The organism is Ruminococcus flavefaciens, assembly GCF_900143025.1.
Taxonomy (GTDB): domain Bacteria; phylum Bacillota; class Clostridia; order Oscillospirales; family Ruminococcaceae; genus Ruminococcus; species Ruminococcus flavefaciens_I.
The window spans coordinates 13,246-26,113 of sequence record NZ_FRCT01000021.1; the positions used below are offsets into that span (position 1 = coordinate 13,246).

At 44.9% G+C, this 12,868-nt stretch carries 12 protein-coding genes; 8 read left to right on the forward strand and 4 right to left on the reverse strand.

The features are described from left to right. Nucleotides 1-21: 21 nt before the first annotated feature. From BUB28_RS15090 to BUB28_RS15125, 8 genes are all read left to right on the forward strand, one after another. Nucleotides 22-1,017, forward strand: coding sequence for a deoxyguanosinetriphosphate triphosphohydrolase (locus BUB28_RS15090; RefSeq protein ID WP_072952358.1), 996 nt, complete (start codon nt 22-24; stop codon nt 1,015-1,017). Next, nucleotides 1,014-2,765, forward strand: coding sequence for a DNA primase (gene dnaG / locus BUB28_RS15095; RefSeq protein WP_242940010.1), 1,752 nt, complete (start codon nt 1,014-1,016; stop codon nt 2,763-2,765). The genes BUB28_RS15090 and dnaG overlap by 4 nt, the downstream gene beginning before the upstream one ends. A gap of 13 nt (nt 2,766-2,778) precedes the next feature. Further along, entirely contained in the window at nt 2,779-3,858 is a 1,080-nt protein-coding gene (gene rpoD, locus BUB28_RS15100; RefSeq protein ID WP_072952360.1) for an RNA polymerase sigma factor RpoD, read from the forward strand. Between the two features lie 293 nt (nt 3,859-4,151). Next, nucleotides 4,152-6,941, forward strand: coding sequence for a bifunctional diguanylate cyclase/phosphodiesterase (locus tag BUB28_RS15105; protein WP_081373559.1), 2,790 nt, complete (start codon nt 4,152-4,154; stop codon nt 6,939-6,941). Between the two features lie 61 nt (nt 6,942-7,002). Then, a complete protein-coding gene (ychF, locus tag BUB28_RS15110; RefSeq protein WP_072952362.1) occupies nt 7,003-8,097 on the forward strand; it encodes a redox-regulated ATPase YchF in 1,095 nt (364 codons plus the stop codon). Between the two features lie 3 nt (nt 8,098-8,100). Then, nucleotides 8,101-8,526, forward strand: a complete 426-nt coding sequence (locus BUB28_RS15115) for an SMI1/KNR4 family protein (protein ID WP_072952363.1) — start codon at nt 8,101-8,103, stop codon at nt 8,524-8,526. A gap of 383 nt (nt 8,527-8,909) precedes the next feature. Then, the gene (locus tag BUB28_RS15120; RefSeq protein ID WP_072952364.1) at nt 8,910-10,202 is read left to right on the forward strand and encodes a glutamine synthetase family protein; all 1,293 of its coding nucleotides are present in this window, start codon (nt 8,910-8,912) and stop codon (nt 10,200-10,202) included. A gap of 8 nt (nt 10,203-10,210) precedes the next feature. Continuing rightward, nucleotides 10,211-10,780, forward strand: a complete 570-nt coding sequence (locus BUB28_RS15125; protein ID WP_072952365.1) for an ANTAR domain-containing response regulator — start codon at nt 10,211-10,213, stop codon at nt 10,778-10,780. 44 nt (nt 10,781-10,824) lie between these two features. Here the strand turns inward: BUB28_RS15125 and BUB28_RS15130 are convergent, their stop codons facing one another. From BUB28_RS15130 to BUB28_RS15145, 4 genes are all read right to left on the reverse strand, one after another. Further along, nucleotides 10,825-11,106, reverse strand: a complete 282-nt coding sequence (locus BUB28_RS15130; protein ID WP_072952366.1) for a hypothetical protein — start codon at nt 11,104-11,106, stop codon at nt 10,825-10,827. A gap of 1 nt (nt 11,107) precedes the next feature. Continuing rightward, the gene (locus BUB28_RS15135; protein ID WP_072952367.1) at nt 11,108-11,758 is read right to left on the reverse strand and encodes a zf-HC2 domain-containing protein; all 651 of its coding nucleotides are present in this window, start codon (nt 11,756-11,758) and stop codon (nt 11,108-11,110) included. Continuing rightward, nucleotides 11,755-12,243: an RNA polymerase sigma factor gene (locus BUB28_RS15140; protein ID WP_072952368.1), complete on the reverse strand. Its 489-nt coding sequence runs from the start codon at nt 12,241-12,243 to the stop codon at nt 11,755-11,757. The genes BUB28_RS15135 and BUB28_RS15140 overlap by 4 nt, the downstream gene beginning before the upstream one ends. A gap of 129 nt (nt 12,244-12,372) precedes the next feature. Beyond that, nucleotides 12,373-12,867 carry a CD1247 N-terminal domain-containing protein gene (locus tag BUB28_RS15145; protein ID WP_072952369.1) on the reverse strand — a complete coding sequence of 165 codons (495 nt, stop codon included), beginning with the start codon at nt 12,865-12,867 and terminating at the stop codon, nt 12,373-12,375. Nucleotide 12,868: the final 1 nt, after the last annotated feature.

The following is a 12,868-nucleotide window of genomic DNA, read 5'->3' on the forward strand; positions in this document are numbered from 1 at the left end:
CTAAGTCAGGGGGAGATACAAATGACAGTACGCGAACAGATCGAAATAAGCGAAGCAGGCATACTCAGCAAATACGCCTGCGCAAGCATCGACGAGGTCGGAACGAAGCGTGAACGCTATGAGGACAAATGCCCATACCGTACCGAATTCCAGCGCGACCGCGACCGCATACTCCACTGTAACTCCTTCCGCAGATTAAAGCGTAAGACTCAGGTCTTTCTGTCCCCTGTGGGAGACCATTACAGGACTCGCCTGACTCATACTCTCGAGGTATCGCAGATAGCAAGAACTATTTCCCGCGGCATGAGGCTGAACGAGGATCTCACCGAGGCTATCGCTCTCGGTCACGATTTAGGGCACTCCCCTTTTGGTCACTGCGGTGAAAAAACTCTCAACGAGATATGTCCTCACGGCTTCAAGCACTATGAACAAAGCGTAAGAGTCGTAGATGTCCTCGAAAAGAAGGGCAAGGGACTCAATCTTACTTACGCTGTCAGAAACGGCATACTCTGCCACACCAATATGGTCGCTGACACCAAGGAGGGCAATATAGTCCGCCTTGCCGATACTATCGCTTACATAAACCATGATATCGAGGACTCTATCCGCGCAGGCATACTGGATCAGAACGATCTGCCCCGCGATTGTGTAAGAGTTCTCGGAAAAACAAAAACTCAGCGTATAACCACTCTTATCGCTTCAGTCATCGAGCACGGAGCAGTTGATATAGATTTTGCTCCCGATATACGCAAGGCTCATGACGAGCTGAAAAAATTCATGTTTGATAAGGTGTACACCAATCCTGCCGCAAAGCAGGAGGAAAGCAAGGCTGTACTCCTTGTGCAGAAGCTATATTCCTACTTCATCGAGCACAGCGATAAGCTGCCCGATGAGTATAAAAATATAATGAAAAAATCCGATGCAGACCGTGCTGTATGCGATTACATTTCAGGTATGAGCGACGAATATGCCGTCGATCTCTATACCGAGCTGTTCGTACCGAAATTCTGGAAGTGAGGAAAAAAATGCCTGTAAACGATGAATTTCTCTACAACCTGCGAAATGCTAACCCTATCGAAACAGTCATGGGCAGCTACGTAAATCTCATAAGACGAGGACGCAATTACGTCTGCTCCTGTCCCTTCCATTCGGAGAAGACTCCCTCATGCACTATATTCACCGACACGCAGAACTTCTACTGCTTCGGCTGCGGCGCAGGCGGCGATGTCATAACCTTCACCATGAAGATCGAAAACCTCACCTTCTCCGAAGCTGTTAAGCTCCTTGCTCAGCGCTGCGGAATGGAGGTCCCTGCCTTCGGCAGTAATAATGACAGCGGCTACGCAAAACGCAAGACCCGTATCTATGAGATGAACCGTATCGCAGCCAATTACTTCTATACCAACCTTATTAAAGGCCCGGACAAGACAGGTCTGCAATATTTTGCAAACCGCAAGCTCACTCCGCAGACCATAAAGAAATACGGTCTCGGCTATGCCTCCGATTCGTGGAACGCTCTTACCGATGTACTCAGGTCCAAGGGCTATTCCGATGATGAAATGGCTGATGCGTGGCTTGCAGGCATGAAAAACGGCCGTACCTTTGATATGTTCCGCAAAAGAGTCATGTTCCCTATAATTGATCTTCGCGGAAACATTATCGGCTTCGGCGGACGAGTCCTTGACGACTCCCAGCCGAAATACCTGAATACAGGAAAAACTCCCGTATTCGACAAAGGTTCCAACCTGTTTTCCATGAACTTCGCAAAGAATTCAAACGCCAAGCGTCTGATACTCTGCGAGGGATATATGGACGTTATCGCCGTAAATCAGGCAGGCTTCGAGAACGTGGTCGCCACCCTCGGAACTGCTATTACTCCCGATCAGGCAAGGCTCATAAGCCATTATGCCGAGGAGGTAGTAGTCGCCTACGACAGTGACGGCGCAGGTCAGAAGGCTACTCAGAAAGCTATCAACCATTTCGCGGACGTTGGTCTGCGGACTAAGATAATACACATGGAGGGTGCGAAGGATCCCGACGAATTCATCAAAAAATTCGGCCGTGACCGCTTCAGAATGCTGCTTGACGGCTCAAACGATGCCAACGACTTTATGCTGGACAAGTGTGAGACAGGTCTTGATCTTTCAACAGAGATCGGACGAGTTGAGCTGCTGAAACGCACCGCAAAGGTACTTGCAGGTATAGAATCTCCTTTAGAGCGAGAGGTTTACATATCTCGCACGTCTAAGAAGTGTGACATACCCGTGCAGGTGCTCAAAGCTCATATCGACTCCATGCTGCAAAAGAACAGCCGAAATGCCCAAAAGACTGAATGGCGCAATATAAAGGCTAAAACTTCATACATACGTGACGATATCAACCCCGATGCGGTATCCAATAAAAAGGAAGCCCGCGCCGAGGAGACTATAATCAGCTACCTGCTCAACCGCCCTCAGGAATATGAGGACATAGAGAAGCTTGCTCCGCCGCAGTCATTTGTTACCGCTTTCAACAAGAAAGTTTACACTGCACTGCTGGAAAGGCTGAAAAATTCCGATAAATTTTCAATTTCACTGCTGTCCGATGAATTTTCTACGGACGAAATGGGAAGAATAAGCGGAATGGCAGCCAAAAAGCGTAATGTGGACATTACCCGTGACGTTGTGGCAGACTGCGCTCAGGTGCTGAAAAATACAAGACCCGCTGCAAACGGAGACCTCAGCAATGATGATTTGCTGGAGCTCTTCCGTTCAAAGAATAAATAGGAGGAATATTAAAATGGAAAAGAAAAATACCATCGAAGCCTTGATGGAACAGGGCAAGACCAACGGTAAGCTCACTACAAAGGAGATCACTGACGCTTTGGAGGAGCTTGATTTCGACGTTGATCAGATCAATACCTTCTATGACAATTGTGAAAACCTCAATATCGAGATCGTCGAGGATATGAACCTTGATGCTGACCTGAAGATCGGTCTCGACTCAAATATGACAGACGACCTTGAAATGGCTCTTTCCACAGAGGGTATCGCTATTGATGACCCTGTTAAGATCTACCTCAAGGAAATAGGACGAGTTCCACTTCTTACTACCGAGGAGGAGATCGAACTTGCACAGAGAATGGCTAAGGGCGATCCCTATGCCAAAAAGAGACTTTCCGAGGCTAACCTTCGTCTTGTAGTTTCTATCGCCAAGAAGTATGTAGGAAGAGGTATGCAGTTCCTCGACCTTATACAGGAAGGCAATCTCGGTCTTATCAAGGCTGTTGAAAAGTTCGATTACACTAAGGGCTTCAAGTTCTCCACATACGCTACATGGTGGATACGTCAGGCTATTACCCGTGCTATTGCAGATCAGGCAAGAACTATCCGTATACCTGTTCATATGGTTGAAACTATCACCAAGGTTAAGAAGGTATCAAGCCAGCTTCTCCACGAGAACGGTCACGATCCAAGCCCTGAGGAGATAGCAGAAAAGCTCAATATGCCTGTGGACAAGGTTCGTGAGATCATGCGTGTTGCTCAGGATCCCGTATCCCTCGAAACTCCAATCGGTGAGGAGGAGGACAGCCACCTCGGCGACTTTATCCCTGATGATGACGCTCCTGCACCTGCTGAAGCAGCTTCACATACTCTCCTTAAAGAACAGCTTAACGAGGTTCTTTCCACACTTACAGACCGTGAAGCTAAGGTTCTGAAGCTCCGTTTCGGTCTCGAGGACGGCAAGTCACGTACTCTCGAGGAGGTTGGTCAGCGTTTCGACGTTACCCGTGAGCGTATACGCCAGATCGAGGCTAAGGCACTCAGAAAGCTCCGTCACCCGAGCAGAAGCAAGAAGGTCAAGGATTTCCTTGACTGATGCCTACATAGTTATTTCCCAAGCCGCCAGAAATGGCGGCTTATTTAATTAGGAATTGTTGTATCGCATTACGGCGATAAATAAAAAATTTTTAAATTCATCGGCGAAGCCTGTACTATTATTTCCGCATTCCGAATTCAGAATTGCCAACGGCTGACGGCTCTAAGTTCAGAAAATTTACATTATTGTTTTCGCCGCGAGTATTGCTATTTTCAAATAAATGTGATATAATAAAATAGTATAAATAGTACGTAATCACGGTCACCTGCTGACCGTAAAATGCAGGTGCCAACATGAGGCGCAATAGGCTGTTCTGCGCCCGTCATGCGGTATACGGAGTAACTATGGGTATTTTTGATTTTACTAAAACTCCTCCCGCGCTGAGCCGTGACTGGAAGGTATTCCAGCAATTTGTGGGCAATATAGGTGCTTTTACTTATATCGCCAAGGAAAAAGCTGCTTACCTTGATTCGGCTGCATGTCATATGCTTGGCTGCCCGAGTGAGAAGATAAATGAGTTTGAATTCTTCAATCTCCTTGAAATGATCTCAAAAAATCCTGTTGAAGGACAGAAACATATCTATAAATACACCGACGGAAATGTGACACGATACATAAAAATGAATATTTACGAAAGCAGTGACGAGTGGCTTGGCTTCGTTCAGGACTTCACCCGCCAGATATCGGAATACAACGACAGACAGGCTTTCGTAGAGTATGATCCAATAACAAGGCTTCCTTCTTATCCTTCCTTCTCACAGAAGATAAAGAAGATATTGCCCGATGTTCAGCACGCCTGTCTTGCTACTATATATATCAACGGCATAGACAAGCTGGGTTCTTACCTTACTGTTGACAATACCAACAGCTGTATAACCTCTGTTGCCGAAGCTCTCAAAAGCTTTGCAAGCGATATGCTCATAATAGGCTCCAAGTCCAATTATGAGATATGCGTATTCTTCCGCGAGTGCGACAAGATGAGCATATACAATATCCTGAACAGTATGGACGAGGCTGTGCAGAACTGCATACTCACCGATGATTTCGGCGAGATAATAGATATTTCCGACAAGAGCCATATAAGCCTTTCTATCGGCTGTGCCTCCTATCCAGAGGAAGCCTCCGATTTCAATATGCTGGTGAACTATTCAGAGTTCGCCCTATTTGAGGCAAGAACTGACAAACGTGCAGTTATCAACTGGTTCTCGGAGGAGAATTACGTCCGCGAAAAGGACTCTTACCGCAATGCGCAGACATATTCGCGTATCGTGCAGGAAAATCTCCTCACCTACTACCTACAGCCTATCGTTGAAACTCAGACAGGTGAGATAGTCGCCTATGAAGCTCTTATGCGTACTGTCGGCGATATAAAAATGGCTCCAAAGCAGATACTGAAAATAGGTGAGGCGCAGAATAATCTCTACGCTATCGAAAAGCTCACCTTCTTCAATACAATGAAGCTTCTCAGCGATAACCAGCAGATATTTGAAAAACGCAAGCTGTTTATCAACTGTCTGCCAAATCATCTGCTCACAGACGAGGACTTCAACGAGCTTTACCTGACCTACGGCGAGCTCCTTGAAAAAACCGTTATCGAGATAGTTGAGGAGTCTGCTGCTACCGCTAAGGGCATAGAGACTCTGAAAAAACGCTGCGGATTTGCTCATGCTATGCTTGCCATAGATGACTACGGAACAGGCTATTCCAATTCCTCAAATCTGCTGCATTACTCCCCTGATTATATCAAGATCGACCGCTCACTCATAAGCGATATCCACAATGATCTCAAAAAGCAGCAGCTCGTTACCTCTGTAATCGAGTTCTGTCACGAAAATCAGCTCAAATCTCTGGCAGAGGGTGTTGAGACGGTTCAGGAGCTGAAAACAGTCATTCGTCTCGGCGTTGACCTCATTCAGGGCTATTACACTTCCAAGCCCAAGCCTCTCTTCCTTAACAGCATATCCTCGGATATCAAGGACGAAATCATCAAGACCAATCTTGAAAGCCGTCCTGACGGCGTTAAGAAGATATATGCTGCTCAGAACGACACAGAAATCGATCTTCTTAAACTGGCTCTGGAAAAATATACCGATATACACGTTTATCAGAGTAAGCTCACTATCGTGGGCGATCCCGATAAGCCTGTAAAAATGAATATATCCGTTATGGATAATCACAGCTGTGAGCTCACGCTTAAAAATGTCAATATGATAAGCGGCAACAGCAAGCCTACTATAACCGTTGGCGAGTACGCAAGACTTGTGCTCACTGTTGTCAAGAACAACAAGCTCAGCTACTCGGGTATTTACGTGCCTATGGGCTCGCAGTTCGAGCTGAATGGCAAGGGCAACCTTTCTATAGACTGCTATGCTTCTGAGGGCATCGGTATCGGAAACGACTACGATCACGGCTACGGCGATATCACTATCGACTTCGGCGGTACTCTCGAAATAATCTCAAACAGCGTTGAGTCCCTTTGTATCGGCGGCGGCTATAACGATGACGACTCTGATATAAAGCTGGTTTCGGGCAAGGTAAGACTGTTTATGTATTCGCATAACGGCCTCGGCATCGGAAGCTTCAACGGTGACGCTAATATCGACATCGGTGAGAACTGCTCTCTCGATATGAATATGTCGGGAATCAAGATAGCAGGTATAGGAAGCTGCAAGGGTATCGCAACTATCAGCTCCTCTGCCGATATAAATATGTCCTGCACCGGTGCTCAGGCTGTGGGAATAGGCGTTCTTGAGGACGGCGAGGGCAGCATCTACATCAAGAATGGAAAGATAAATATGAAGATGCGTTCAGGCAAAAACTCATGTATCGGTGCTATCAAGGGCAGCGTCAATACTAAGATAAAGAATGCCGACATCACTATCGACTCCGAAGGCGATGAGGTAACAGGTATCGGTGACGCTCTCGGTACAGGCAATGTTACTATCATAGATTCACAGGTATCAATGGTCGTCAACGCTGGAAATCCTAAGGATATAGGTACTGAAAGCGGCGACGTACAGATACAGAATTCAAATGTAAGCTCGCTTGTCAACAACAAGCGCACTACTTACGCAAATAATTAAGTTTTTTTGTTCCCCGCCTTAATGGCGGGGAAACATATGATAAGAAAGGTAAGAAATAAATATGAAACTTGGTATGGTTGGTCTGCCTAATGTAGGCAAAAGCACACTTTTCAACGCACTTACTAATGCAGGAGCTGAGTCAGCAAACTACCCGTTCTGTACTATCGAAAAGAACGTTGGTATCGTTTCTGTCCCAGATGAAAGACTGGACAAGCTTGCTGAGATGTATGAGCCTGATAAGTTCACTCCCGCTACACTCGAATTCGTTGATATAGCAGGTCTCGTTAAGGGTGCTTCAAAGGGCGAGGGTCTCGGAAACAAGTTCCTTGCCGATATCCGTGAGGTAGACGCTATCGTTCACGTTGTAAGATGCTTTGAGGACCCAAATATCATTCACGTTGACGGAAGTATCAATCCACTCCGTGATATCGAAACTATAAACTTAGAGCTTATCTTCTCAGATATCGAAATGGTGGATAGACGTATCGACCGCGCTAAGAAGGCTGCTAAGGGCGATAAGAAATACCTTTCAGAGGCTGAGTTCCTCGAAAGATTAAAGGCTCACCTTGAAAACGGAAAGTCTGCAAGAGGCTTCGATTTCACTGACGAAGAACGCGAAATAATCAAGTCTACTCCACTGCTTTCGGCTAAGCCTGTTATCTATGCGGCTAACCTCAGCGAGGAGGACTTCACAAATAATATCGAGACTAACGAAAATTACAAGGCTGTATGCGCTCTCGCAGCTGAGGAGCACTCTGCTGTACTTCCTATCTGTGCTCAGATTGAGGCTGAGATATCGGATATGGGCGACGAGGACAAGGCTATGTTCCTCAGTGAGCTTGGTCTTGAGGTATCAGGTCTCAACCGTATCATCAAGGAGGGCTATTCTCTCCTCGGTCTTATTTCCTACCTTACAGCAGGCAAGCAGGAGGTACGTGCATGGACTATCACAAAGGGCACTAAGGCTCCTCAGGCAGCCGGTAAGATACACACCGACTTCGAGAAGGGCTTTATCCGTGCTGAGGTTATCTCCTATGATGACCTTATGGCTTGCGGAAGCATGGCTGCTGCTAAGGAAAAGGGGCTTGTACGCCTTGAGGGTAAGGAATACGTTATGCAGGACGGAGATATAGTTTTGTTCCGTTTCAATGTGTAATATATGAAAGAACGTATTGAACGCTTAAAATCTATACAGGACGATTGGCAAAGTTCGGAATTCAATCCGCCTGCAACTGAAACCCAGATAGCTGAATTCGAGGAAAATACGGGAATATCTATCCCGAATTCCTATAAGGATTTTTTAAGGCTCTCAAACGGAGCCGAATTGTCGGGTGGAGACTGCCAATTGTACAGCGTCGATATGAACGACAAATTCAGAATAAACTATGATTTTTCAGAAGGCAGCGTTCCTGAAGAATTGCTGATCCTCGGCTTTTATAATTCACAACATATATGCTTTGACAAAAGATATGAGTCCTTTATTTTCTATGAATATGAAGATTATAATGATATTAGTGAGGAATGTCTTATGTTTTCGGATTTTTATGAGGTAATGGATTATATTATCGACATTGCTGAAAACTGAATTATTTTTCAGCCGGCAGAGAAATGCCGCCTATACATATTTCTTAAAGCTAAAACTCAAACGGCGATGTTCATAAAAGAGCCTTTCTATAATAGGGCTGAAAACACATAAAATTCAATGGAAAACCATTGATTATTGAAAAAATAAATTTTCAATTCTACTTTTTGTACACAGCCTTGTGGCTTTTTTCATGCAATGTTACAGCTTGTTTGTAACAGCGGGCGGCGAAACGCCGCCCCTACAATTTTATTCTTATTTGGCAAATTATACACGTGCGTGGGTCACTCGCCCATTCTTAGTTCTTTGTTCTTAGTTCTATAAACAAAGAATTTGCGGGACGTCGAGGACGCCGTCCCCTACAAATATAAAATGGAGGTCTTTCAATGAGCTTTTCTCCTAAAGAGATACTGAAATTCGTTGAAGAGAACGACGTAAAATTTATAAGACTTACTTTCTGCGATATGTTCGGCAATCTCAAAAATGTGGCTATAATGCCTAATGAACTGCCAAGAGCATTTGAGTACGGCATACCCTTCGATGCTTCATGTATCGCAGAGGGCTGCTCTGATCTGCTTCTTGTGCCCGATATTTCCACACTCTCCGTTCTACCGTGGAGACCTAAATCGGGACGAGTTGTCCGTTTCTTCTGCGCTCTCAAAAACATGGACGGAACCGACTACGTTGGCGATATGCGCAGCGAGCTGACAAACTATATCAATCAGCTCCGTCTGGACGGCTATTCCTGCGAAATGGGTACAAAATGCGAATTCTATCTCTTTGAGCTCGACGAGCGCGGTGAGCCCACTAAAATACCTCACGACAAGGGCGGATACCTCGATGTTGCTCCGCTGGATAAGTGCGAAAACGCAAGACGTGAGATATGTCTCTCTCTCGAAGAAATGGGCATGAGTCCAAAAAGCTCATGTCATAAGCACGGTCCTGCGCAGAATGAGATTGAGTTCCGCGAAAGTGAGCCTATTACCGCTGCGGATAATATGGTGCACTACAAAACTGTTGTTAAATCCATTGCCGCTCAGAACGGTCTTTTTGCTTCATTTATGCCTAAGCCTCTCCCTGATGAGCACGGAAGTGCGCTGAGCATTTCCATTAGCCTGAAAAAGGGCGGAGAAAATATCTTTGATACCCAGAACGGTATGAGCTTTGAGGGAAAATGCTTTATATCGGGAGTTCTCAGTAAAATGCGGGAGATAACCGCTTTTCTAAACAGCACTACAAACTCATACAAGCGTTTCGGTATAGGCTATGCTCCCAAATACGTCAACTGGTCCTCCGAAAACTGCGCTCAGCTCATAAGAGTGCCTAAGCCAGTGGGTATAACTCCGCGTATTGAGATACGCTCCGCAGACGCTTGCTGCAACCCTTATATTACCTTCAAGCTCATTCTTGCGGCAGGTATAGAGGGTATACAGTCTCAGGACTGCTCTCTCTTTGAAAGTGCTGTACATAACAGTTCAGATAAATCTCTTCTTCAGCAGCTCCCCTCTTCTCTTGATGAAGCTGCTGCTATTGCTAAGGAAAGCTATTTCGTAAAAAATACACTGTCTAATGAAATTCGCAAAAACATCTTCGCACAGCTTGACAAGCAGATACATGACTACTCCCTCGCTTCCGACAAGGATAAATTCGAGGAAGAGTCCTATTTCAAGTTCGTGTGAGGTAAAATATGGACAGAGCAATTATCGTATCCTCAAACAATGAGATCTCGGAGCTTTGCGAGCAGCTCCTTCGTATCGAGGGCTGCGGCAGAACTGCTGTTGCTGTCAGCGGCAGCGAAGCACGCAGACTTGTGAAAAATGAAGCCGAACCTGAGCTGGTTATAATAAATACGCCCCTTCCCGATGAGTTCGGTCAGGAGCTTGCGGAAATGATAGCGGAGTCTACATCCGCAGGAATTATCCTCATATGCGGCGGCGATGTTTCTGAAGAAATAGCCGACAGAGTATCGGACAGCGGAGTTAATGTGCTTTCAAGACCTGTGGCGCGGGAAGAGCTTCAGCGTACTATCAGGCTCGTTATCGCTGCAAGAGTCCGCATGGCAGGCGTAAAAAGGGAAAGCTCGGATATTATGAGCCGTATCGAGGAAATGCGCACCATCAACCGCGCCAAGACTACGCTTATGAAGTATCTAAAATTCACAGAGCCTCAGGCTCATAAATATATCGAAAAACAGGCTATGAACAACCGTCAGACCCGTCTTGAAACGGCTCAGAAAATTCTTGCACAGTATGAATAATATATAGCATTGCCCCCTCGGCTTTCGCCGAGGGGGCAATAATTTTATTTATGAGCTCCGAATATAAGTTTCATAAGCCAGTAATCGTTGTAAGTGCCCTTTATGCCTGTATATATCATGAATGCAAGGAACGCAGCCGAAAAAATGATAGATACGATGCATATGGCTGTGGGTATCTTTATAAGATACTTCTCACGAAGTTTCATAGAAACTATTATAACTCCCACAGCAAATATTATGCTTTCCACTGCAAATCCAAAAAATCCAATTCCAAATGATACTACTGCAAGCAGTATAAGCAGTATACTAAACCTTTTCTCATTCACCTTAATCACGCTCCCACAAAATATACTCTTTATTGTTTATATCATCGTAATAAAATACCTTCATCATATCCTTCTTTTCATCAAGGTCGAAGATCTTCATTTCAAAGCTTTTCAGACTTCCTATAGGATTAAACGTAAAATCATCTATTTTACGCTGTTTGAGAGTAATACCATATCCGTTTTTCTTTTCGCTGTCAAAATCATCGTCTATTCCAAGATGTTTACCGTTTGTATCGCTTAAAGTCAGTACGTCTATATCAAATGATGCAGCATACCCTTTTATATCGAGCCATACAGCATTATCATGCTCGCTTACGCTTACATTTTCAAGTATCTTGTACTTCTCCATATCCATTGACTCGTATTCGTTTATAAAATATACAAGTCCGTAAAGCAGAATACCACATACCGCCATAATGCTTATAATACTCACAACTATCTTTTCAATGCGCAGACGCTTCTTTATACGTTTAAGCACATTTGCGTCCTTCTGAGGGCTTACAACAACATTTTTACCAAGCTTTTCAAGCTCTACTTTACAGTCGGGACAGCTCTTTATATGTTCCTCAACTGCTTTTCTGCTCTCCTCACTGCATATATCATCGGCATACAGCGGAAGCAGGTCTTTTATCATATCACAGTTCTTACTCATTTCTGTACCTCCAGTTCTTCTATTATCTTCAGCTTTGCACGGTGGAATGTCACTCGCGCCCAGCTTTCAGTCTTGCCAAAGATATCACCTATTTGTCGGAAGCTAAGCTCGCCGAATACTCTCAGGGTGAATACCTCCTTATAAGGCTCAACAAGAGTATGAAGCACACGATGTATATTCATCGACTGCTGACCGTTTTCAAGAAGCTCCTCCATAGTTACGGAAGTATCGGGGACTGTTTCGGGAATCTCCTCGCCCGTATAACGCTTTTGCTTCTTGTTGTGGGTATACAGCAGATTTTTGGCAATCTGACACAGCCATACTCTTATATCACAGTCCCCGCGGAAGCTGTCAACCGATTTCATTGCCTTGAAAAAGGTCTCCTGCGTAATATCCTCCGCAAGATGCTCGTCCGCTGAAAGCGACCGTATATAAAGGAATACATCATGGAAATAGTCTTTGTAGAGCTCTTCGACCTGACCCATACTTCTCACCGCCTTCAACTATAAGACTACGCTTCAGAACTTTCGTTACAGAAAAATTCAAAAATTTCTGAAAAAAATAAAAGCTGCGGAAAGATATCTCTATCCGCAGCCTGTTTTTTATAAGTATGATTACTTCTTTTCAGGCTCTTCAGCCTTGTCCTCGAAATCTTCAATAGTGAGATCATCGTAATCAAACTCAAGGAGCTCATCACAATTAGGACAGTTTATTGAACCCTCTTCGATCATCCCCTCATCAAGAAGGATAGTATCTCCGCAGGTAGGACAAGTAATCTCGTAAAGCTCATCATCGTCATCATCGAATTCAAACTCGTCATCATCATCGTCGTCCCAATCTTCATCATCACAATTGTCGCAGTCGCCATCGCAATCATCACAGTCAAGATCATCATAGAAATCATCTTCGATAGCGCCGAGATCCTCATCAAGGATATCACAGAGCTCTGTGAGCTCATCGACCTGTGACTGAAGGTCCTCAACATACATTACCATTTCAGACATTACCTCTGACATCTGTATGAGAGCCTTTCCCTCCTTAGTGGAAGTGTCGATCTCAAGACCGTCGATAAGTCCCTGTAAATATGACATTTTTTCGGTAAGCTTCATA

What these genes read in the sequence shown, in the direction of transcription:
- BUB28_RS15090 (WP_072952358.1), top strand. Translation starts at nt 22, where the DNA reads ATGACAGTACGCGAACAGATCGAAATAAGCGAAGCAGGCATACTCAGC.
- rpoD (WP_072952360.1), top strand. Translation starts at nt 2,779, where the DNA reads ATGGAAAAGAAAAATACCATCGAAGCCTTGATGGAACAGGGCAAGACC.
- BUB28_RS15105 (WP_081373559.1), top strand. Translation starts at nt 4,152, where the DNA reads ATGAGGCGCAATAGGCTGTTCTGCGCCCGTCATGCGGTATACGGAGTA.
- ychF (WP_072952362.1), top strand. Translation starts at nt 7,003, where the DNA reads ATGAAACTTGGTATGGTTGGTCTGCCTAATGTAGGCAAAAGCACACTT.
- BUB28_RS15115 (WP_072952363.1), top strand. Translation starts at nt 8,101, where the DNA reads ATGAAAGAACGTATTGAACGCTTAAAATCTATACAGGACGATTGGCAA.
- BUB28_RS15120 (WP_072952364.1), top strand. Translation starts at nt 8,910, where the DNA reads ATGAGCTTTTCTCCTAAAGAGATACTGAAATTCGTTGAAGAGAACGAC.
- BUB28_RS15125 (WP_072952365.1), top strand. Translation starts at nt 10,211, where the DNA reads ATGGACAGAGCAATTATCGTATCCTCAAACAATGAGATCTCGGAGCTT.
- BUB28_RS15135 (WP_072952367.1), bottom strand. Translation starts at nt 11,758, where the DNA reads ATGAGTAAGAACTGTGATATGATAAAAGACCTGCTTCCGCTGTATGCC.
- BUB28_RS15140 (WP_072952368.1), bottom strand. Translation starts at nt 12,243, where the DNA reads ATGGGTCAGGTCGAAGAGCTCTACAAAGACTATTTCCATGATGTATTC.
- BUB28_RS15145 (WP_072952369.1), bottom strand. Translation starts at nt 12,867, where the DNA reads ATGAAGCTTACCGAAAAAATGTCATATTTACAGGGACTTATCGACGGT.